At 70.5% G+C, this 21,652-nt stretch carries 18 protein-coding genes and 1 pseudogene; 14 read left to right on the top strand and 5 right to left on the bottom strand.

Features of this window, described 5'->3' with window-relative positions; all coding sequences use genetic code 11:
- The first annotated feature begins 4 nt into the window (after window positions 1-4).
- A complete protein-coding gene (locus ACH4SP_RS22985; RefSeq protein WP_398417407.1) occupies window positions 5-730 on the top strand; it encodes a hypothetical protein in 726 nt (241 codons plus the stop codon).
- A 21-nt stretch (window positions 731-751) separates the two neighbouring features.
- On the opposite strand, the gene ACH4SP_RS22980 is transcribed toward ACH4SP_RS22985, so the two are convergent.
- The 4 genes from ACH4SP_RS22980 to ACH4SP_RS22965 form a co-directional block, all read right to left on the bottom strand.
- Entirely contained in the window at window positions 752-1,780 is a 1,029-nt protein-coding gene (locus ACH4SP_RS22980; protein ID WP_398417406.1) for a hypothetical protein, read from the bottom strand.
- Window positions 1,777-1,923: a hypothetical protein gene (locus ACH4SP_RS22975; protein WP_398417405.1), complete on the bottom strand. Its 147-nt coding sequence runs from the start codon at window positions 1,921-1,923 to the stop codon at window positions 1,777-1,779. The genes ACH4SP_RS22980 and ACH4SP_RS22975 overlap by 4 nt, the downstream gene beginning before the upstream one ends.
- A 400-nt stretch (window positions 1,924-2,323) precedes the next feature.
- Window positions 2,324-3,640, bottom strand: coding sequence for an alpha-2,8-polysialyltransferase family protein (locus tag ACH4SP_RS22970; protein WP_398417404.1), 1,317 nt, complete (start codon window positions 3,638-3,640; stop codon window positions 2,324-2,326).
- Window positions 3,640-4,647 carry a glycosyltransferase family 2 protein gene (locus ACH4SP_RS22965; RefSeq protein ID WP_398417403.1) on the bottom strand — a complete coding sequence of 336 codons (1,008 nt, stop codon included), beginning with the start codon at window positions 4,645-4,647 and terminating at the stop codon, window positions 3,640-3,642. The genes ACH4SP_RS22970 and ACH4SP_RS22965 overlap by 1 nt, the downstream gene beginning before the upstream one ends.
- 164 nt (window positions 4,648-4,811) lie before the next feature.
- Here ACH4SP_RS22965 and ACH4SP_RS22960 point away from each other — a divergent pair, with 164 nt between their 5' ends.
- The 13 genes and pseudogenes from ACH4SP_RS22960 to ACH4SP_RS22900 form a co-directional block, all read left to right on the top strand.
- Window positions 4,812-6,176: a DUF6716 putative glycosyltransferase gene (locus ACH4SP_RS22960; protein WP_398417402.1), complete on the top strand. Its 1,365-nt coding sequence runs from the start codon at window positions 4,812-4,814 to the stop codon at window positions 6,174-6,176.
- Window positions 6,176-7,441, top strand: coding sequence for a cytidylyltransferase domain-containing protein (locus tag ACH4SP_RS22955; RefSeq protein WP_398417401.1), 1,266 nt, complete (start codon window positions 6,176-6,178; stop codon window positions 7,439-7,441). The genes ACH4SP_RS22960 and ACH4SP_RS22955 overlap by 1 nt, the downstream gene beginning before the upstream one ends.
- Window positions 7,442-7,480: 39 nt before the next feature.
- Entirely contained in the window at window positions 7,481-8,398 is a 918-nt protein-coding gene (locus tag ACH4SP_RS22950) for an N-acetylneuraminate synthase family protein (RefSeq protein ID WP_398417400.1), read from the top strand.
- 5 nt (window positions 8,399-8,403) lie between these two features.
- A complete protein-coding gene (locus tag ACH4SP_RS22945; protein ID WP_398417399.1) occupies window positions 8,404-9,603 on the top strand; it encodes a hypothetical protein in 1,200 nt (399 codons plus the stop codon).
- Window positions 9,604-9,736: 133 nt separating this feature from the next.
- Complete coding sequence (locus ACH4SP_RS22940) at window positions 9,737-10,960, top strand: amidohydrolase (RefSeq protein ID WP_398417761.1); 1,224 nt, start codon at window positions 9,737-9,739, stop codon at window positions 10,958-10,960.
- A 300-nt stretch (window positions 10,961-11,260) separates the two neighbouring features.
- Window positions 11,261-12,304 (top strand): BMP family protein, encoded by a 1,044-nt coding sequence (locus ACH4SP_RS22935; protein WP_398417398.1) that lies wholly within the window; start codon window positions 11,261-11,263, stop codon window positions 12,302-12,304.
- A gap of 295 nt (window positions 12,305-12,599) precedes the next feature.
- On the top strand, window positions 12,600-14,264 hold the full coding sequence (locus ACH4SP_RS22930; RefSeq protein ID WP_398417760.1) for an ABC transporter ATP-binding protein: 1,665 nt from the start codon (window positions 12,600-12,602) through the stop codon (window positions 14,262-14,264).
- On the top strand, window positions 14,261-15,373 hold the full coding sequence (locus ACH4SP_RS22925; RefSeq protein ID WP_398417397.1) for an ABC transporter permease: 1,113 nt from the start codon (window positions 14,261-14,263) through the stop codon (window positions 15,371-15,373). Before ACH4SP_RS22930 ends, ACH4SP_RS22925 begins: the two co-directional genes overlap by 4 nt.
- Window positions 15,370-16,653: an ABC transporter permease gene (locus tag ACH4SP_RS22920; RefSeq protein ID WP_398417396.1), complete on the top strand. Its 1,284-nt coding sequence runs from the start codon at window positions 15,370-15,372 to the stop codon at window positions 16,651-16,653. The genes ACH4SP_RS22925 and ACH4SP_RS22920 overlap by 4 nt, the downstream gene beginning before the upstream one ends.
- Window positions 16,650-17,069 carry a cytidine deaminase gene (locus tag ACH4SP_RS22915; protein WP_398417395.1) on the top strand — a complete coding sequence of 140 codons (420 nt, stop codon included), beginning with the start codon at window positions 16,650-16,652 and terminating at the stop codon, window positions 17,067-17,069. The genes ACH4SP_RS22920 and ACH4SP_RS22915 overlap by 4 nt, the downstream gene beginning before the upstream one ends.
- A gap of 138 nt (window positions 17,070-17,207) precedes the next feature.
- Complete coding sequence (locus ACH4SP_RS22910) at window positions 17,208-18,485, top strand: thymidine phosphorylase (RefSeq protein WP_398417394.1); 1,278 nt, start codon at window positions 17,208-17,210, stop codon at window positions 18,483-18,485.
- Window positions 18,486-18,708: 223 nt separating this feature from the next.
- A complete protein-coding gene (locus tag ACH4SP_RS22905; protein WP_398417393.1) occupies window positions 18,709-20,106 on the top strand; it encodes a hypothetical protein in 1,398 nt (465 codons plus the stop codon).
- 106 nt (window positions 20,107-20,212) lie between these two features.
- Window positions 20,213-20,395: pseudogene (locus ACH4SP_RS22900) on the top strand (hypothetical protein); the annotation flags it as partial.
- A 39-nt stretch (window positions 20,396-20,434) separates the two neighbouring features.
- On the opposite strand, the gene ACH4SP_RS22895 reads toward ACH4SP_RS22900, so the two are convergent.
- The gene (locus ACH4SP_RS22895; protein ID WP_398417392.1) at window positions 20,435-21,541 is read right to left on the bottom strand and encodes a sigma-70 family RNA polymerase sigma factor; all 1,107 of its coding nucleotides are present in this window, start codon (window positions 21,539-21,541) and stop codon (window positions 20,435-20,437) included.
- Between the last annotated feature and the right edge of the window lie 111 nt (window positions 21,542-21,652).

Here is a 21,652-nt window from a genome sequence, read left to right as displayed (position 1 = left end):
GAGGGTGAAGGGGAAGGGGCCGGGGGCCGCTGCGTGCGCCGTGTTCTCGGGGTACGGGGTGCTCTGTGCAGGCCTGGTGTTCTTCGCCGTGCGGTGGGGGTATCCGGTCGGCGCCCTCTGTGCGCTCGTCGCCCTTGCTGCCCTCGGGCTGGGGGTGATCGGGCGGCTGATGTACATCGCGGGGCGGCCCGAGCGGCGGTGGTTCAGGTGGGAGCGGGTGGTGGGCGGGCGGCTTGCGCTGGTTCTGTATGCCGCCACCGTGCCGTTCGTCATCATCGAGATCACTGACGGCGACCGGCCGGACTGGGGGCGGTTCTCTTCCGGGGTGGCGCTCCTGGCGCTCCTCGCGATGCAGGGCGGGCAGTCCTGGAAGGACGACGACCGGGTGCGGGAGCTCCTGGCGGAGGGGGAGCGGCTGAAGGTGGCCGTTCCGGTGCGGTGGTCGCGGCGAACGTCCTTGTGGCGGCGGGCTGTTCAGGGTTCCTTTGTGGTGTTCACCGATCGTCGTGTCCTGCTTTTCGCCTATCACCGCTTCCTGGATGTTCCTGTGGCCCGCCCCCTCTGGGGCGAGTCGAGTGCGGACTGCGTCGCGATGCTCCGCGTGGCGGATCGGCGGCTCGTCCTCACTGAGGCGGGAGCAGGGGCAGGAGCGGGTGTCCAGGAGTTCAAGGTGGCGGCCCGGCGGAAGACGGATCTGGAGCGGTACGCCCTCAGGATGGCGCGGGTCTAGCGCGCCTCCGGCGTGTACGGGTCAGTCGGCCAGCACATCCACGCTCGGCTGGTCCCGGTGGCCCCGTACGGCCGTGACCAGCGCCGCCAAGTGGGGGCGGTCCAGCGCCCGGTACGCCAGGGTCAGGAGGTCGTGGGCGTGCGCTTCCAGGGCAGGGTCGCCGGCCGACGCCCAGTGCAGGTCGCGGCCCAGGGCGAGGGCCTCCGCCGGGTCGCCCGCCGCGCACCGGTCGCGGGCCTCGGTCACCCAGTCGGACACCACCGTCGGGTCCTCGAACTGGGCGTACACGTACTGCGCGAACCGGTACTCGTCCGCCCCGTTGTGCGGCGGCCGGTCCAGGATCGTGTCGCCCTCGACGAGGGCTCCCGCCTCGTCGAGGGTCGTGAGGCGGGCCGGGTCCACCGTGCGGGGGACGAAGCCTGGGTCGTAGCTGCGGGAGTAGTCGAGGCCCAGCTCGGGACGGTCCGCCGTCTCGAACGCGCAGAGTTCGGTGCGGAGTTGGGCGACGGAGCGAAGTCGCGGACTCTGTTCCGGGTTCGTCGGGTTCGTCGGGTTCGTCGGGTCGTCGTCGTGCAGGTCGCGCCAGACCCGTTCGATGATGTCGCGTACGGCGGTGAGCGGCGTGCCGGTGGAGTGGAGGGCGATGCCTCCTCCGTCGTGGGTGTAGTACGAGGCGACTCCGTCGCACGTACGCCCGTCGCCGAACCACAGGCCGTAGTGCAGCCCGTCCGAGCCGCCGTGCAGGAAGGTCAGGAACTCCGGGGGGTCGCGGTAGTAGCGGCCGTGAGAGCGGATGTCGATGCCGGGGCGGGGTGCGCGGGAGGGGTCCGCCAGGACGTCCATGATTCCGGTGGGGGAGACGTCCAGGTCCGCGAGGGTGCGGGCGCTCTCCGGGGTGAGGGCGGCCAGGAACTCCTCGAACAGGAAGAGGGAGTCGGGGAGTTCGAAGCCCCAGGAGCGGAGGACGGCTGCCCGAGCTGCGGCCTCGGCCCCGGCCTCGCCCCCGACGCCTGCTCCGGCCCCTGTTCCGGCTTCTCGGTGTGCGCTCATGGGGCGAGACTATCGACCTCGTGAACCGCCCCGACCGGCCGCTCGGGCTGCGGCACGGACTCCAGCGCCTGCATCATCGGTACCTGTAAAGCCAGCGCGATGACTGCGGCGATCAGGTGTCGTCGGGGGATGTAGGTGGCCATGGTGGAGCTCCCCTCACTGATGGCGATGCTGGTGCTGGTGGGCATCTGCCAGTAGGTCGAAGTTAGGTCGGGGACGGGTGCCCGAGCATCACCCCACGGGTCCAACTCCCATGTCGTACTTGAGTACCAGGACGGCTACGGGGTTCCGTCCGGAACGCAGGTAGTAGGGAGGGCGGAGGGGAGGGGAGGGGAGGGGAGGGGAGGGGAGGGGGGAGAGAAGGCAGGGAGGTCGGGACGGAGCAGGGGCGACTCGTCAGTACGACGATACGTGGGCGTGACCGCCCGGTCGCCGGGCGGGACCTGGTCCGCCGCGAAACCCTGCCCCTCCCCGCCATGGTCTTCATCCACGCGATCCTCGTACCGCGCTTCCGCAGGCTCAGGCCGTGAGCCTGCGGTGGCGTCAGGCCGTGAGCCTGCGGACCCGGCGTGCCATCCTCCGTACCGTCGCATTGCGCGGGATGAACGCCAGCTGCTGCGGTACCGCCCCCGGCAGGGAGAGCGCCGTCAGGCGGCGGCGTTTGAAGTAGCGGCGGGTGCGGGGTGAGAGGTGGCAGAGCAAGTAGCCCTCGGCCCTGGTGCGTTGGGCCCGCAGCACCTGTGGCTGCATCGCGAAGCCGACGGCCGCGAGGAGTGCGCTCAGCTCGCCGGTGGGCGGGGGAGCGACCTGTGTCGTCGCCTCCAGGTCCGGGAGGAGCGCGTCGACGAGCGTCACCGGGATGCGGTTGCTGTTCTCGTACGGGGTGAGGCGTTCGAGGAGCACCTCGGTGCCCACCCGGGCCACCGGGATCCCGTAGAAGGCGTGCGCGGTGAGGAGTGCCGTCGAGAAGCAGCTCACGACGAGGGCCGGACGCAGTCGCTGGAAGAGGACCTCGGCGATCAGCGGGGCGTCGAAGACCGTGAGGTGGGCGCCGAGCCGCTCCGCCTCCCGCTCCAGCAGCTGCGACCAGCGGCCCGGCGCGGACGGGTGCGGTTTGAAGACCACCCGGCGGTGGCCGCGTGCGACGGCGCCCCGCAGCATCCGTACGTGCAGCTCCTCTTCCTCCTCCGGCGTGAGGATGGAGAGCGCGGAGAGGTACTGGCCGAGGAGGAGGGCGGGGGCGTCGGTGTCCGTGGCCAAGTCGCCGTCACCGTCGGACAGTTCGCGCAGAACGCTGAGGAATGCTTCCTTCGGTACGGTCCCCTGTCGCACCCCGAACTCGCTCAGCAGCAGTGGCCGCAGGCCCGGCACCAGGTCCAGGTGGAGGAGGCGCCGCACCCGCCCGCCGACCAGCGGGTCCAGCTTGTTGCGGGTCGGGCCGTAGCTCATCAGGCCGTCCGCGTACACGTCGATCGGCGCGTCCGGGAAGCACTGGGCGATCGCCTGTGCCGGAGCGACCTGGATCGACTCCAGGATCAGGGAGAGCTTGGAGTCGCCGAGGTTCCACTCGCGCCTCAAGTGCCGTTCCCACAGGGGGACGTCGTCCGCGCGCGGCGTCCAGCCGCCGGGGTGCAGCGGGGCGATCGTCTCGTTCCAGTGGATCACGTCGTCGAAGCGCTCCCGGAGCGACTTGAAGCCCGGGGCCTCCGTCAGTGACGGGGCCGTCTCGGGGGTCGCCGCGTTGTTGCTGAGCAGCAGGACGCGGCGGGTGGCGGGCGGGAAGAGGTCGCTGTCGATCGCGGCGGCGAGGGTGGCCGTTCCGTACATGGTGGAGGCCAGGAAGATCTGCGTCGTGGGCATCAGAGCGCAGCCCCCGCCGGTCCCTGGCTCTGGACCTGGCGCAGTCCCAGTCCTGGTGCGCGTCGCAGTCTCCGCAGCCGGTTCGCCCGGTCCGCGTCCATCGAGTTCAGGGCCTCCGTCAGGACCCCTTGCGGCATTCGCCGCAGTGCCGCCGCGCTCATCGCCCGCAATTGCCTCGCCACCGCCGGTTCGAACCTTTCCGTACTTCCCAGATGGTGGGAAATGATCGCGCAGTACGTGCGTACCGCCTTCGGCAGAAGGGAACGCGCGTCCGGATCCTGTGCCGTTTCCGCCAGTACCTGATCGAAAGCGCGGATGAAATCCAGTTGGCGCACGTCCCCGATCTGAGTGAGCGAGGAGGAAATTCCCCGGCGGTAGAAGACTCCGAGAAGTCCGACCACTCCGAAGGAATCCGCCTCCCGGTGCAGTCGCCAGATCCACGGCCGGTCCTCCGCCGTGCGCAGCCCGTCCGTGAAGTGCAGCAGGCCCCGGTCGAGGAGCCGGCGGTGGTAGACGCCCGCCCAGGCGTACGCGTAGTCCACCGAGGTGGACCGGTCGGCGGGGAGGATCGCGTCGCGCGGTGACACGGACTCGCCGCGCCTGCCGTGCGGGACGCGCTGCACCGTGCGTGCGCGGCCCGTGCACTGGACGTGGTCCGTGCGGAGGAAGTCGCAGCCCAACTCCTCGATGGTGGCGAGGAGTTGGGACAGATAGCCCGGGGCGAGCCAGTCGTCGCCGTCCAGGAAGGTCAGATACTCGCCGCGGGCCGCGTCCAGGCCCGTGTTGCGGGCGGTCGCCAGGCCTCCGTTGCGTTCGTTTCTGAGCAGGACCGCGCCCGGAAGGTCGCGTTCCGCACGGCTGAGGAGTTCCGGGGTCTCGTCCGTCGAACAGTCGTCGACGAGAAGGAATTCGAAGTCCTTGCGCACGTTCGCACGCAGACTTCTCAGGGCATCTGGGGCGTATGTCTGCACGTTGTAGAACGGCACGACGACGGAGAGCTTGACCACCCGGGGGACATTAGGGCGTGCGGACGGATGAGGAGTGAACTGGTCATGTCGTAAAGGTGAATCACGAGGTCTTCCGGCCCTCGAATCCGCGCGTCGATTGCTGTTAACCGGCTGTTGCTGCCGAGTTGGGCCGACAAACGGAATCGTTCTCTAGTTTTCTCGTCGTGCCAGCAAGAACAAGCAGCGGAACGAGCAGCGGTGCAAGCCACGGTAATTCACTGCGAGTTGCTGTACTCGCGGATTCGGACACTCGTTGGAAATGGGGTGCGCTCACTGCTCGTCGGATAGTCGGGAAAAGCGGCCCCGGCGACTCCGGGGAATCCGGAGCCCCCGGCGGCACCGGTGCCTGTGCCGTCACCGGCTTCCTGCTGCGTGGACGCGCCACACCGACGGCACGTCAGCTCGGCGAGGTCGGCGGGGAGTTCGCCGCCCCGCGCGAGGTGACAGGGGCCGAATTCATCGCCGCCATGGGCCGGGAAGCGGACGCGTACGACGTGATCGTCCTCGCACTGGTGGGCGGCTCCGTCCAGGCGCTGCTGCACGGCCTCGCCCGCCTCTGGCCAGGACCGTCCCGCCGGCCGGTCCTCGTCACCGGCTACGTCGGAGTCGTCTACGAGAAGCTCGCCGACGGACTGCTGCTGCGGCACGGCGCGGACCTCGTACTCGCCAACTCCCCTCATGACGAAGGCCGGTTCAGGGAGGTGTACGAGGGCGTGGGCGCCGACGCGTCGGCGGTGACCGGTGCGCGGCTGCCCTTCCTCGGCGGTGCGCCCTACGGCGGAGTCGCCGACGCGGTCGTCTTCGCCGCGCAGCCCTCCGTGCCGGAGAAGCGGGCCGACCGCGCGTATCTGCTGCGCCGGCTGGTGGAGCACGCACGGCTGTATCCGGGGCGTGAGGTGGTGCTGAAGCTGCGCAGCAAACCGGGGGAGCACACCACGCATGTGGAGGAGCTCCCGTACCAGCGGCTGGTGCAGGACCTCCCCGTCGCCCCGCCGCCCAACTTCCGCCTCGCGTACGGGCACATGGGCGAAGTGCTCGACCGGGCGGGACTGCTGGTCACGGTCAGCTCCACGGCGGCGCTGGAATCGCTGCACCGGCGCATCCCGACGGCGGTACTGACCGACCTGGGCGTGCGCGAGCCGCTGGGCAACCACCACTTCCTCGGCTCCGGATGCCTCACCTCGTGGGACCGCCTGGACGCCGGGCACCGGCCGACGGCGGACGCCCAGTGGCTGGTCAGGCACGGGGTCGTCACGCAGAACGATCCGTACGAGGCGGTACGGGAGAAGATCGCGGACCTTCGCGGCCGGCCCGAACTCCCTTCCCCCGCGCCCTTCTACACCCCGGAATCCGCCACCGGCTACCTCCCCGGCATCCTCGCCCGCCACCGCCTCGACGAGGCACCGCCCGCGCGGGTCACGGGCGTACGGCGGGTCGTGCGCGACGCGGTGCGGGATGCGGCGCGGGGGGCTTACCGGCACGGGGTGCAGCGGGTGGCGCCCGTAATCCGACGCATGGGAGAGCTGTGATGCATGCCCCTCAGAGAGTCCTGGCGGTCATCCCCGCACGGGGCGGGTCCAAGGGCGTCCCCGGAAAGAACCTCGCCGAGGTGGGGGGAGTGCCGCTGCTGGTACGTGCGGTACGGGCGTGCCTGGCGGCGCGGCACGTGAGCGAGGTGGTCGTCTCGACGGACGACGACGGGATCGCGGCGGTGGCGCTGGCCGCGGGGGCGGAAGTGGTGGTGCGGCCGGGGGAGTTGGCCGGTGACACCGCTTCGAGTGAGGCGGCGGTGCTGCATGCGCTGGACGCGCAGGAGTACGAGGCGGATGTGGTGCTGCTGGTGCAGTGCACGAGTCCCTTCGTGACGGGGGATGACGTGGACGGGGTCGCGGGGGCGGTCCTTGACGGGGCGGACACGGCGGTGACGGTGGCTCCCTTCCACGGGTTCGTGTGGCGGGAGGGTGAGCCGTCTGCGGAGCCCGGGGCGGTGGCGAGCGCGGACCTGAACGAGAGGGCGCCCCTTCAGGGGCGCGGGGAACTGCGCGACCAGCCACGACGCACCCGCACGGGATCCGGCGTGAATCACGACAAGGCCACTCGGCCCCGGCGGCAGGACCGGCCGCAGGACTTTCTGGAGACCGGGGCCGCGTACGCCATGGCCGTCCCCGGGTTCCGTACCCACCGGCACCGGTTCTTCGGGCACACCGCCCTGGTCCGTACCGACCCCGCCCGGGTCCTCGAAGTCGACGATCCGCACGACCTCGCCAGGGCCCGCGCCCTCGCGCCCCTTCTCGATCCGCCCTCGCGGCCCACCCTCCGGGACGTCGACGCCGTCGTCATGGACTTCGACGGGACGCAGACCGACGACCGCGTGCTGGTCGACGCCGACGGGCGCGAGACCGTCGCCGTGCACCGGGGGGACGGCCTCGGGATCGCCGCGCTCCGCGACGCCGGGATCCCGGTCCTCACCCTCTCCACCGAGCGCAACCCCGTCGTCGCCGCCCGCGCCCGCAAGCTCCGCATCCCGGTGCTGCACGGCATCGACCGCAAGGACGTCGCCCTCAAGGCGTGGTGCGAGGAGCAGACCGTGGACCCCTCCCGCGTCCTCTACGTCGGCAACGACGTCAACGACCTCCCCTGCTTCGCCCTCGCGGGCTGGCCCGTCGCCGTGGCCGACGCCCACGACAGCGTCCGCGCCGCCGCCCGCACCGTGACCACCACACCCGGCGGCGGCGGAGCCATCCGCGAGATCGCCGCCTGGCTCCTCGGCCCGACCCTCAACACCCCTGCGTAAGACCCGAAATCACCCCAACACCCTTTAAGGACACGCAAGATGAGCAACGCCACCCGCCTCCGCACCCTCGGCTCCAAGACCGCGGGCCCCGGCCACCCCGTCTACATCACCGGTGAGATCGGCATCAACCACAACGGTGACCTCGACAAGGCCCTCGCCCTGATCGACGCCGCCGCCGAAGCCGGCTGCGACGCCGTGAAGTTCCAGAAGCGGACCCCGGAGATCTGCACCCCGCGCGACCAGTGGGACATCGAGCGCGACACCCCGTGGGGCCGCATGACCTACATCGACTACCGGCACCGCGTCGAGTTCGGCGAGGACGAGTACCGGTCCATCGACGCCCACTGCAAGAAGCGCGGCATCGACTGGTTCGCATCGCCGTGGGACACCGAGGCCGTCGCCTTCCTGGAGAAGTTCGACCTCCCCGCCCACAAGGTGGCCTCCGCCTCGCTCACCGACGACGAGCTGCTCCGCGCGCTCCGCTCCACCGGCCGTACGGTCATCCTCTCCACCGGCATGTCGACCCCGGCCCAGATCCGGCACGCCGTCGAGGTGCTCGGCAGCGCCAACATCCTGCTCTGCCACGCCACTTCGACCTACCCGGCCGTCGCCGACGAGCTGAACCTGCGGGTCATCAACACCCTCCAGGCCGAGTACCCCAACGTCCCCATCGGCTACAGCGGCCACGAGACCGGCCTGCAGACCACCCTCGCCGCCGTCGCCCTCGGCGCCGCCTTCGTCGAGCGGCACATCACCCTCGACCGCGCCATGTGGGGCTCCGACCAGGCCGCGTCCGTCGAGCCCGGCGGTCTCACCCGCCTCGTCCGCGACATCCGCACCATCGAGGCCTCGCTCGGCGACGGCGTCAAGAAGGTGTACGAGTCCGAGCTCGCCCCGATGCGCAAGCTGCGCCGGGTCCCGGGCGTGGTCGCCGAGCAGCAGCCCGTAGGAGTCTGATCGCCATGGCCCCAGCCAGCGCCCCCGGAAGCACCCCCGGAAGCACTCCCGGACGCACCCCGGGAAGCACTCCGGCAGGCTCCCCGCCGAGCACTCCGTCCAGCGACCTGTCCAGCGACCTGTTCAGCGTCCCGGCGAGCACCCCTGCCGGGGCCCCCGGCGGCCGCGGCACCCTCGCCTTCGTCGAGAGCCCGGTCCAGCTCCTCAACGTCCTGGAGTGGGCCCACGTCACCGCGTACGACATGGCGGACGTGACCGTCGTCGTCCTCTCCCCGCGCGACCCGATGTCCCGCGGCCAGCTCCGCCGGATGGCCGAGCTGGCCCGCGACGAGGGCTGCGCGGTCCGCTGGGAGGACGCCCGCGAGGGGGCCGGGGCGCCGCTGCGTACCGTCGCGGGGCTCGCCCCCGCCCTGCGAAGGGCCGAACGGGTCGTCATCGGCGACCCCTTCTCCCGGTACGTACAGCTGCTGCTCACGCTGGTGAGGGCGCCGGCCCTGGTGGTCGTGGACGACGGGACGGCGACGATGGAGTTCGCCGGGCAGCTCGCCCGCGGGGAGCGCCTGGTGCGCTGGCACCGGCGCGGCAGCCGCCCGGGGGTGCGCGAACTCCTCCTCGCCCCCGTGACCACCTCCGCACGCCGTCGGCTCGCTCCTGGCCCCCGGCGCACCGTGGAACTCTTCACCGCGATGCCGGTCGCCGAGGCCCTGCCCGGCATCACCGTCACCTCCAACGACCTCGCCTGGACCCGTGCCCGGTTCGGCCCGCCCCGCATCACGCGCACCGCCGACCTCGTCGGTACGTCCCTGGTGGAGACGGGCGTGGTGGACCCCGAGCACTACCTCCGCGCCGTCCGCTCCCTCACCCTCAGCCACGGCGCCACCCGCTACTTCGCCCACCGCCGCGAGAGCGCCGACAAACTGCACCGGCTCGCCCTGGAGACCGGACTTGAGATCGTCCGGCCCGATCTGCCCCTCGAAGTGATCGCCCGCCGGGGCCCGATCGGGCGTACGATCCTGAGCTTCCCCTCCACGGTCGTACACACGCTCCCGCGGGCACTCGTGGGGACGGACGTGAAGGTGGCGGTGTGCGACATCGATCCTGGCTGGCTGTCGGCCGACGCCTCGCCGCGCGCCCGGGGATTCCTCGCCGGAGTCAGCGGGACCGCCCGTGACGTGCGGAAACTCCGCGTACTGCCCGCGACGTAACCAAATGTCATACCCGTCTCACATCGTGGGCACACCTCACTCCGTCATTTTTCTTACGCCTATCGGGCTGAACTTTTGTTGATGGGTAGGCAGTTGGGGGCCGGGAGCGCCTACCGTTGACGGGGTGAACCAGTTGATCTCCCTCGTGTCCGAAGCCGGTCCCGACGCCGGAGACGATCTGCCCGGCACGCTGCCCGATGCGCTGCGTGCCGAACTGATCGCATTCCGCCGGGACTTGCACATGCACCCCGAGCTCGGCAACCAGGAGTTCCGCACCACCGCCGCGATCAAGGCCCGTCTGGAGCAGGCGGGCCTCGCGCCGCGCGTGCTCGCCTCAGGCACCGGGCTCGTCTGCGACATCGGTGAGTGGGACGGCGTGACGCCGATGCTCGCCGTGCGGGCGGACATCGACGCGCTGCCGATTCCGGACGCCAAGGTGGGGGTGGCGTACCGCTCGACCGTCCCGGACCGGGCGCACGCCTGTGGGCACGACGTGCACACCACCGTCGCCCTCGGGGCCGGCCTGGTCCTCGCCGAACTGCACCGGCGGGGTCAACTGCCGCGCCCGGTGCGGCTGTTGTTCCAGCCCGCCGAGGAGGTGCTGCCCGGCGGCGCCGCCGACGCGATCAAGAGCGGGGTGCTGGAGGGGGTCGGCAGGATGATCGCCGTGCACTGCGACCCCAAGGTCGACGCGGGGAGGATCGGCCTCCGTACCGGCCCCATCACGTCGGCCTGCGACCGGCTGGAAATCGCCCTTGACGGACCCGGCGGACATACCGCCCGCCCGCATCTGACCACGGACCTGGTGACCGCTGTGGCGAAGGTGGCGACAGAGGTCCCCGCCGTCATCTCGCGCCGCGTCGACGCCCGCTCGGGCCTCTCCGTCACCTGGGGCCGCATCGAGTCCGGCCACGCCTGCAACGTCATCCCGATGCACGCCGAACTGGCCGGCACGGTCCGCTGCCTGGACCTGGACACCTGGCGCGACGCCCCCGACCTCATCCACGCGGCCGTCGCCGACATCGCCGACCTGTACGGCGCCAAGTCGCAGATCAACTACATCCGGGGCGTCCCGCCGGTCGTCAACGACGGCGCGGTCGTCGACCTGCTGGTCGGCGCGATGGCCGCGCGGCGCGGCCCGTACTCCATCGAGGACACCGAGCAGAGCCTCGGCGGCGAGGACTTCTCCTGGTACCTCGAACACGTCCCCGGCGCGATGGCCCGGCTGGGCGTCCGCACCCCCGGCGACACCACCAAGCGCGACCTGCACCGGGGCGACTTCGACGCCGACGAGAGTGCCATCACGGTCGGGGTGGAGCTCTTCACCGCGGCCGCGCTCATGGACGTACAGGGCTAGGACCAGGGCGTACGAGGGCCGGCGCCAGGGGCGCGAGGGGTCGGCGCCGGAAGGAGCGGTAGGGCGTGCGCGGTGACCGGAAGGTCCCGCGGACGCCCTTTTGTAGGTTCCTACGGGGCCACTCGCTATGTCCGTTGTGAGTATGTACATTGCTTATGTACGACACACCCTGGCGATTCGAACGCGCGACGATCCGGTAACGACTGATGAACGGGTCTTTACGTGACATCTACGCGCGTTACGATCGCCGCGAAACCAGCGCCGTTCAGAGGCGCTTCGGTCAGGTTGAAGGAGCGTCCCGTGCGCCGGGTATCCAAGATCGCTGCAGCGAGCGTCGCCACCGCGGCCCTCGCGTTCACCGCCACCGCGTGTGGCGAGTCCTCCACCGGGAGCTCCAGCTCCGGTGCGGACGGCAAGCTGAAGATCGGCATGGCCTACGACGTCGGCGGCCGTGGTGACAACTCGTTCAACGACTCCGCTGCGCGCGGTCTCGACAAGGCCAAGAAGGACCTTGGCGCCGAGACCAAGGAGCTCACGGCCAAGGCCAACGAGACCCCCGCCGACCGCGAGGCGCGCCTCGCCTCGCTCGCCGAGGGCGGCTTCAACCCGGTCGTCGCCGTCGGTTTCGCGTACAAGGACGCGGTCGACAAGGTCGCCAAGAAGCACCCCAAGGTGAACTTCGGCCTGGTCGACTCGATCTCCGAAGAGAAGAACGTCAACAACATCGTCTTCACCGAGGAGCAGGGCTCCTACCTCGCCGGTGTCGCCGCGGCCCTCAAGTCCAAGAGCGCCCAGGTCGGCTTCATCGGCGCCGTGGACACCCCGCTGATCAAGAAGTTCGCGGCCGGCTTCGAGCAGGGCGTCACCGAGACGAACCCGAAGGCCAAGGTGCAGATCCAGTACCTCGGCACCGGCTCGGACATCACCGGCTTCGGCAGCCCGGACAAGGGCAAGGCCGCCGCCAAGGGCATGCTCGACAAGGGCATCGACGTCGTCTACACCGCCGCGGGCGGTTCCGGCGCCGGCGCCATCGAGGCCGTCGCGGGCAAGAAGGGCTCCTGGGCGATCGGCGTCGACTCCGACCAGGCCCTGGACCCGTCGCTGTCCAAGTACAAGGCGTCGATCCTCACCTCCGTCGTGAAGAACGTCGACGCGGGCGTCTTCGAGCTGGCCAAGTCCGTCAAGGACGGCAAGGCGAAGACCGGCACCTCCACCTACTCCCTGGCCGAGAACGGCGTCACCCTGACCACCACGGGCGACCACATCAAGGACATCCAGGCGAAGCTGGACGAGGCGAAGAAGAAGATCGTGGACGGCACGATCAAGGTCAAGACGACCATCTGACCCACCTCTTGAGGACGGGGCCCGCGGAGTTGCTCACGCTGCTCTCCGGGCCCCGCTTCCTGCGTCCGTACGGACAGCGGTCCGCCGGACAACCGGAACAGCCCCGCCCTCCTTCACTTTTGGGCCAGGCTGCTCCACAATTTGGCGGAGCTACGCGCGTAGCTCGCGCGGTGCGCGGTAACTTTCCGCCACACCCTTCGCGCCGTACGACCGCCGTACGACCCCTGCCGTCCCCGCAGTACCCGCCGAACCCCCTCGCCTCAGCTTCTTCGCCTCCTGCCTAGGAGAGTGCGCCATCAAAGCGTCCAGCAGTCCCCACGCCGACCCCAGCGCGAAAAGCGGCACCCCCGCTGTCGAACTGCACGGCATCACCAAGCGATTCCCCGGCGTCGTGGCCAACCACGACATCGCCATCACCGTGCGCCGCGGCACCGTGCACGCCCTCGTCGGCGAGAACGGCGCGGGCAAGTCCACCCTGATGAAGATCCTCTACGGCATGCAGAAGCCGGACGAGGGCACCATCACCGTCGACGGCACCCAGGTGTCCTTCAACAGCCCCGGCGACGCCATCGCCCGTGGCATCGGCATGGTGCACCAGCACTTCATGCTCGCGGACTACCTCACGGTCCTCGAAAACGTCGTGCTCGGCTCGGAGAAGCTGTACGGCATCGGGGACCGGGCCCGCGCCAAGATCAAGGAGATCTCCGACGCGTACGGGCTGAACGTCCGCCCCGACGCCGTCGTCGAGGACCTCGGCGTCGCCGACCGCCAGCGCATCGAGATCCTCAAGGTCCTCTACCGGGGTGCGCGCACGCTCATCCTCGACGAGCCGACCGCCGTCCTCGTGCCCCAGGAGGTCGACGCGCTCTTCGAGAACCTGCGCGGGCTGAAGGCCGAGGGCCTCACCGTCATCTTCATCTCGCACAAGCTGGGCGAGGTCCTGTCGGTGGCCGACGACATCACCGTCATCCGGCGCGGCACCACGGTCGGCACCGCCGACCCGGCGAACACCACGCCCAAGCAGCTCGCCGAGCTGATGGTCGGCAGCGAACTGCCGTCCCCCGAGACCCGCGAGTCGACCGTCACCGACGTGCCGATGCTGACCGTCTCGGACCTGCGCCTCAGCGCGACCGACCCGGACGGCGTCGTCCGTACGGTGCTCGACGACATCGCCTTCACCATCCACAAGGGCGAAGTCCTCGGCATCGCGGGCGTCGAGGGCAACGGCCAGGCCGAACTCGTCGAAGCCATCATGGGCATGCGCACCCCCGACACCGGGGCGCTCACCCTCGACGCCACCGACATCTCGGCCACCCCCACCCGCAAGCGGCGCGAGGACGGCATCGGGTACATCCCCGAGGACCGCCACAAGCACGGCCTCCTCCTGGAGTCCCCGCTGTGGGAGAACCGGATCCTGGGCCACGTCACCGAGAAGCCCAACAGCTCCAAGGGCCTCCTCGACCTCAAGGCGGCCCGCGCCGACACCCAGCGGATCGTGCGCGAGTACGACGTCCGCACCCCGGGCATCGACGTCACCGCGGCCTCCCTCTCCGGCGGCAACCAGCAGAAGCTGATCGTCGGCCGCGAGATGAGCCACGCGCCCAAGCTGCTCATCGCCGCCCACCCCACCCGCGGTGTGGACGTCGGCGCGCAGGCGCAGATCTGGGACCAGATCCGCGAGGCGCGCCGCGAGGGCCTGGCCGTACTGCTGATCTCGGCCGACCTGGACGAGCTGATCGGGCTCTCCGACACCCTGCGGGTCATGTTCCGCGGCCGTCTGGTCGCCGACGCGGACCCCGCCACCATCACCCCGGAGGAGCTGGGCTCGGCCATGACCGGCGCCGCCGCCGGGCACCTGGAGGCCTCCGCCGAAGACCTGGCCCAGGCTCAGGCCGAAGCCGCCGCGGGACGCGAAGAAGTCCCCGAGACCGACCCCCGGACTGGGGGAGAGGACCGATGAAGAAGTTCGACAAGGAGCGGTTGCTCCTGGGCATCGCGGCCCCGCTGCTCGCGATCGTGGCCGCCTTCCTGGTCACCGCCGTGGTGCTGCTCGCCACCGGCAAGGAGCCGTTCAGCGCCTTCGGCATCATGTTCGACTACGGCGTGAAGTCGGACAGCCAGGTCTACATCCTGAACAAGGCGACCACGTACTACCTGGCAGGTCTCGCGGTGGCCATCGGCTTCCGCATGAACCTCTTCAACATCGGCGTCGACGGCCAGTACCGCCTCGCCGCCTTCTTCGCCGCCGCCGTCGGCGGTGCGCTGACCCTGCCCGGCATCGTCCAGATCCCGCTGATCATCCTCACCGCGATGATCGTCGGCGCGATGTGGGCCGGCATCGCCGGTGTCCTCAAGGTCACCCGCGGCGTCTCCGAGGTCGTCTCGACGATCATGCTGAACATGATCGCCACCGCGATCATCGGCTACCTCCTCCAGCAGGGCCGCCTCGGCCACCTGGACAGCGCGGGCACCAAGGTCGCCACCAAGCCGCTGCCGGAGTCCTCGCACTTCTTCTCCTTCCCGACCCAGGCGGACCCCATCTGGGGCTTCATCGTGGTCGCCGCGATCGCCGGCGTCGCGTACTGGTTCGTGCTGGCCCGCACCCGCTTCGGCTTCGACCTGCGCACCGTGGGCCAGTCCGAGTCCGCGGCCGAGGCGAGCGGCGTCAACGTCAAGAAGATGGTCGTCACCTCGATGGTGATCTCCGGCCTCGTCGCCGGTCTGGTCGGCATGCCGACGCTGCTCAACGACAGTTACGAGTACGGCGGCGACTTCCCCACGGGCATCGGCTTCACCGGCATCGCCATCGCCCTCCTCGGCCGCAACCACCCCGTCGGCATCGCGCTCGGCGCGCTCCTCTGGGGCTTCCTGGAGCGCGGCACGGGCAAGCTCGAATTCGAGGGTTACGACAAGGAGATCGTCGGCGTCATCCAGGGCGTCATCGTCCTGTGCGTCGTCATCGCCTACGAAGTCGTCCGCCGCTACGGCCTCAAGCGCCAGCAGCGGCAGGTCGGCGAGAAGCTCGCCGCCCAGGCCAACAACTCCCAGAAGCAGGAGGTGTCGGCGTGAGCACGGCGACTTCCGTCCCGGCGGGCCCCAAGGCCCCCCGAGGCAAGCAGGCGGGCAAGCGCCGCCTCTCCTTCCCGATGGTCCTGCTGATCATCGCGGGCGCGCTCGTCGCGCTCTCGGCGGTCCGCGCCATCACCGGCGCGCAGGACATCACCGCGGCCGGCCAGATCAGCGCCGCACTCTCGATGGCCGTACCGATCGGCCTCGCGGGACTCGGCGGCCTGTGGGCCGAGCGCGCGGGCGTCGTCAACATCGGCCTCGAAGGCATGATGATCCTGGGCACCTTCTTCGGCGCCTGGGCCGGCTGGCAGACCAACCCCTGGATCGGTGTGCTCGCCGGTGTGCTGGGTGGCATGTTCGGCGGTCTGCTGCACGCGGTGGCCACCGTCACCTTCGGCGTCGACCACATCATCTCCGGCATCGCGATCAACATCCTGGCGCTCGGCGTCACCACGTACTTCGCGAAGCTCTGGTTCAACAGCGGCGAGGCCGCGGCCAAGGGCGGCAGCCCCAAGCAGTCCCCGCCGGCCGAGGACATCGGCTCGGTGACACTGCCGGGGGTCTCCGACTGGCTGGCGGACATCGAGAAGCACCACTGGTTCTTCGTCTCGGACGTCGCGGGCATCCTCGGCGGCCTGGTCACCAAGGTGTCCCTGCTGACGATCGTCGCCGTGCTGCTCTTCGCGCTGACCTTCTGGGTGCTGTGGAAGAGCGCGTTCGGACTGCGGCTGCGCTCCTGCGGCGAGAACCCGATCGCCGCCGAGTCGCTGGGCGTCAACGTCTACAAGTACAAGTACATCGCCGTCATCGTCTCCGGCGGCATGGCGGGACTCGGCGGCGCCTTCCTCTCGCTGGTCACCTCGCACATCTACAACGAGGGCCAGACCGGCGGCCGCGGCTACATCGGCCTGGCAGCGATGATCTTCGGCAACTGGCGTCCCGGTGGCCTCGCCATGGGCGCGGGCCTGTTCGGCTTCGCGGACGCGCTCCAGCTGCGCAACGGCGGCACCTCCGTCCACGCGCTGCTGCTGCTCCTCGTGGTGCTGCTGGTGGTCCTGGCGCTGTGGAAGGCGTACCGGAAGGCGTACATCGCGGCCGCCATCTCCGCCGTCATCGCGGCGGGCGTGCTGGTCTGGTACCTCGGTACGGACTCCGTGCCCAACGAGTTCGTCAGCGCCACCCCGTACGTCGTGACGCTGCTCGTGCTGTCGCTGTCCGCACAGCGGCTGCGGATGCCCAAGGCGGACGGCATGAAGTACCGCAAGGGACAGGGCAAGTGACGACCGACGGCCAGGGCGGCGACGTCGACTGGGAGAAGTTGCGGGAGGCCGCGCGGGACGCCATGTCCCGGGCGTACGTCCCGTACTCGAAGTACCCGGTCGGCGCGGCGGCGCTGGCCGACGACGGCACGGGCACCCTCCGCACCGTCTCCGGCTGCAACGTCGAGAACGCCTCCTACGGCCTCTCGCTCTGCGCGGAGTGCAGCCTCGTCTCCGCCCTGCAGGCGAGCGGCGGCGGCCGGCTCACGCACTTCACGTGCGTCGACGGCCGCGGCGAGACGCTGATGCCGTGCGGGCGCTGCCGTCAGCTGCTGTACGAGTTCGGCGGCCCGGAGCTCCTCCTGGAGACCTCGACGGGGGTCCGCACCCTCGGCGAGATGCTGCCGGACGCCTTTGGTCCGCAGCACCTCAAGTAGTACGTTCGCGGCCCCGTCACCCTGGTGTCGGGGCCGCGGCCCGTTACCCGCGCAACGCGCGTAGATGCGCGCATGGTTGTGTACGACGACAGGTTGTGTACGAGGACGTACGCATCCGTACGACCGGAAGGAACCCCCATGGACGTCATCTCCGTCATCCGCACCAAGCGTGACCGCGGCGAGCTGAGCCCCGAGCAGATCGACTGGGTCATCGACGCGTACACGCGCGGTGCGGTCGCCGACGAGCAGATGTCGGCGCTGGCCATGGCGATCCTGCTGAACGGCATGAACCGCGGCGAGATCGCCCGCTGGACCGCCGCGATGATCGCGTCCGGCGAGCGCATGAACTTCGACTCCCTGTCCCGGCCGACCGCCGACAAGCACTCCACGGGCGGCGTCGGCGACAAGATCACGCTGCCGCTGGCCCCGCTGGTGGCGGCCTGCGGCGCGGCCGTTCCGCAGCTGTCCGGGCGGGGCCTCGGCCACACCGGCGGCACGCTCGACAAGCTGGAGTCCATCCCGGGCTGGCGCGCGCTGCTCTCCAACACCGAGATGCTCGACGTGCTCGACTCGACCGGCGCCGTGATCTGCGCCGCGGGTGACGGCCTCGCCCCCGCCGACAAGAAGCTGTACGCGCTGCGCGACGTGACGGGGACGGTGGAGGCGATTCCGCTGATCGCCTCGTCGATCATGTCGAAGAAGATCGCGGAGGGCACCGGCTCGCTGGTGCTCGACGTGAAGGTCGGCTCCGGCGCCTTCATGAAGAACATCGAGGACGCGCGCGAGCTGGCGTCCACCATGGTCGGCCTGGGCACGGACCACGGCGTCAAGACGGTCGCGCTGCTGACGGACATGGCGACGCCGCTGGGTCTGACGGCGGGCAACGCGCTGGAGGTACGGGAGTCGGTCGAGGTCCTCGCGGGCGGCGGCCCGGCGGACGTCGTCGAGCTGACCCTCGCGCTGGCCCGCGAAATGCTGGACGCCGCGGGACTCGGCGACGCCGACCCGGAGAAGGCGCTGCGCGACGGCTCCGCGATGGACGTCTGGCGGCGGATGATCCAGGCCCAGGGCGGCGACCCGGACGCGGCGCTTCCGGTCGCCCGCGAGCAGCACGTGATCAACGCGTCGTCGAGCGGTGTGCTGACGAAGCTGGACGCCTACGCGGTGGGCGTCGCCGCCTGGCGGCTCGGCGCGGGCCGCGCGCGCAAGGAGGACCAGGTGCAGGCGGGCGCGGGCGTCGAGCTGCACGCCAAGCCGGGGGACAAGGTCGTCGCGGGCCAGCCGCTGATGACGCTGCACACCGACACCCCGGAGAAGTTCGCGTACGCGCTGGAGGCGCTGGACGGCGGGGTCCTGACCGCCCCCGAGGGCACCGACTTCGTACCGGCGCCGATCGTGCTGGACCGGATCGCCTGAGTCGGGGCACTCTTGGGGTGCTGCTCGTGTGACGCACGGGGCCGGTGGGACTCCTTCGGGAGCTCCTGCCGGCCCTGTCGTTCGTAGGGCGCAGAAAGCTTTCGACGGTCACCGGGAACGGTTTGCCGGGCTTCTGCCCTCTTCCGTACCACACCTGCTTCACGTACCCATGTACGAACTGACCTCTCGTGTACGAACCGCCCCATCCCAGGAGAGCCGGACCATGACCGTCGCGCCCCCGCCGCAGCGGACCGCGCAGCAGCCCGCCACCCGTCCGCGCCCGGCCCCGCAGGGTCCCGGCGGCCGACGGGCGGGCCTCTCCGGCCTGCGGCCACGACTCGGGCTGCCGCTGAACGGCGCCGACCGGGACGTGCTGTGGCTGTACCTGCTCACCCGGGTCGGGCTGTGGGTCACCTCGTACAGCGTGGCCTGGATCTTCCCGAGCGACGGCGAGGCGAAGCGCGCACCGTCGGCGCTGTCGCGGTGGGAGCAGTGGGACTGGACGCACTTCCTGCACATCGCGCAGTCCGGGTACTTCCCGGACGGCGCGGGACCCGGCACCCCGGACTGGGACAACCGGGAGGCGTTCTTCCCCGGGTTCCCGCTGGTGCTGCGGGCCGTGCACGTGATCGTCCCGAACTGGACGCTCGCCGGGCTGCTGATCTCGTTCGTCGCGGGCGCGGTGGCCGTGCTCGCACTGGCCCGAATAGCCAGGCTGCACCTGCCGGGGGAGCGTGTGGGGGCGAGCGTCGCCGAGAGCACTGCTCCGGTTCCGGTGCAGCGCTCCGGGAAGGGTGCGGCGGTACGCGCCGAGAGCAGTGCTCCCGAGAACACTGCACGCGCGAGCACTGCCTCCGAGAGCACTGCTCCCGGAATGGCGCAGCGCTCCGTTCTGTTTCTGCTGCTCTCTCCGTGTGCGGTGTTCCTCGCCGCCGGGTACACCGAGGCGCTCTTCCTCGCCTTCGCACTGCCCGCCTGGCTGGCCGCGCAGCGCCACCAGTGGCTGCTGGCCGGTGTCCTCACCGCCCTCGCCACCACCGTCCGCATCAGCGGTTTCTTCGTCGCCGCCGCCATCGGCGTGCACTTCCTGATCACCGCCTGGAAGGCCCGCACCGCCCGCGCCTGGCGCCCGCTGCCCTGGACCGTTCTGCCCGCGCTCCCGGCCTTCCTCTACAGCGCCTATCTGCACGCCCACACCGGCGACTGGATGGCCTGGAAGCACGCCCAGGAACGCGGCTGGTACCGGGAGTTCCACGCCCCCTGGGAGGCGTGGAAGACCACCTGGCAGGCCGCCTTCGACGGCGGCTACTCCACCGGCTACGCGTACATGTGGCAGGCCGAGCTGCTCGCCATGGTCGTCGGACTCGTCCTGTTCGGCGTCCTGATCGGGCTGCGCCGCTGGCCCGAGGCCGTGTACCTGGGTCTCAGCCTGTGGGCGCTGGGCACGTCGTACTGGTTCACTTCCGTGCCCCGCGCGACGCTCCTGTGGTGGCCGCTGTGGACGCTGCTCGCCGCGTGGAGCCTGCGCAGGCCACGGATCAGGACGGCGTACGTGGCGGTGGCCGCGCCGCTCATGGTGGTCTTCGCGGTGTCGTTCCTGTCGGGCCGCTGGACGGGCTGAGCCCCGGGAAGAGGCACTCGGAACCAATGGTTCCGTGCCCTACCGATGAGTTTCGGTCGCCCGTCCGGTCCTACCTCACGTGGAAGACTCATCGACGCACCGCCCCATGGCGCTCGTCTCCCCGGTGACCAGGGACGACGTACCGCACCTGTGCGAGCGGCTGCACGCACACATCCTGGCCACCGGCGCGACGGAACTGACGTGTGACGTCTCCGCCCTCACCGATCCCGGGCTGCCCGCAGTGGAGGCACTGGCCCGGATGCGGCTCACCGCTCGGCGGCTGGGATGCCGGCTCCTGCTCTGGCACCCCAGCCGCGAACTGTGCGACCTACTCGACCTCGTCGGCCTGTCCTTCGACCGGGGCACCCCCGGCGGCTCCGGCACCGGCGGCCGCGGCAGCCGCGGCGGCGGCCTCGAATCCGGAGATCCCCCCGGGCTCGGCGAGGGGGCCGGGGGTGCCGTCCGCCTCGATCCGCGCCGGGACACCGAACAGCGGGAACCACCGCTTGGTGTCGAGGAAGGTGTTGATGTGGGAGATCCGGCCGTCTGAGATCTCGACGACCTGGAGCGCCCACGGCTCGAAGTGACCCTCGGCCGTCGGGTGGTACTGCGCGAACGCGGGCGTCCCGTTGGCCACGGTCGCCAGCATCCGCGAACCCTTGCAGGCCGCACCGTGCGTGAGCATGAAGCCCGTGATGTCCGGCGCACCGACCAGCCACAGGTCGAACGGGGGCATGGAGAGCACGGCGTCCTCGTGGAGCAACGCGGTCAGGGCCTTCATGTCGTAGCCCTCGAAGGCCGCCACGTACCGCTCAAGGAGCTTGCGCTGCTCCTCGTCCATCGGTTTCACCGTGTCCGACTCGGACGTCTTCGACTCGGCGAGCGTCGCCCGCGCCCGCTGCAGCGCCGAGTTGACCGAGGCGACGCTCGTCTCCAGGAGCTCCGCGACCTCGCTCGCCTTCCAGGCGAGCACCTCGCGCAGGATGAGCACGGCGCGCTGCTTCGGCGGCAGATGCTGCAGGGCGGCCACGAAGGCGAGGCGCACCGACTCGCGCGCCACCGCCGTCTCGGCCGGGTCGGCGACGACGGTCAGCACCCGCCCGTCCGGGACCGGCTCCAGCCAGGTCGCCTCCGGCTGCGGGTTCAACTGTGCCTGGGCGAGCGGCCGCGGATCGGTGAAGTCCATCGGCCGGGCCCTCTTCTTGCTGCTGCCCAGCATGTCCAGGCACACATTGGTCGCGATGCGGTACAGCCAGGACCGCAGCGAGGAGCGTCCCTCGAAGCGGTCCTGGCTGCGCCAGGCACGCACCATCGTGTCCTGCACGGCGTCCTCCGCCTCGAAGGCGGAGCCGAGCATCCGGTAGCAGAAGCCGGTCAACTCGGTCCGGTAGTCCTCCAGTTGTGCATCCACACCTGGCGTCGCGACATCACTCACAGGGTCCACCCCACCGCTCATCCACCCACATCTCCTGTGCTGTGGAACTCTACGGGAGGGGTCTGACAACGTGGGGTGCAATGCCGTGAACCGCCCTTCCCCGTACGGGTG

The sequence above is a fragment of the Streptomyces sp. NPDC021093 genome, from assembly GCF_044333135.1.
Taxonomy (GTDB): domain Bacteria; phylum Actinomycetota; class Actinomycetes; order Streptomycetales; family Streptomycetaceae; genus Streptomyces.
Note: the sequence above shows the minus strand (reverse complement) of the source record. Positions and strands in the feature narration are given on the sequence as shown.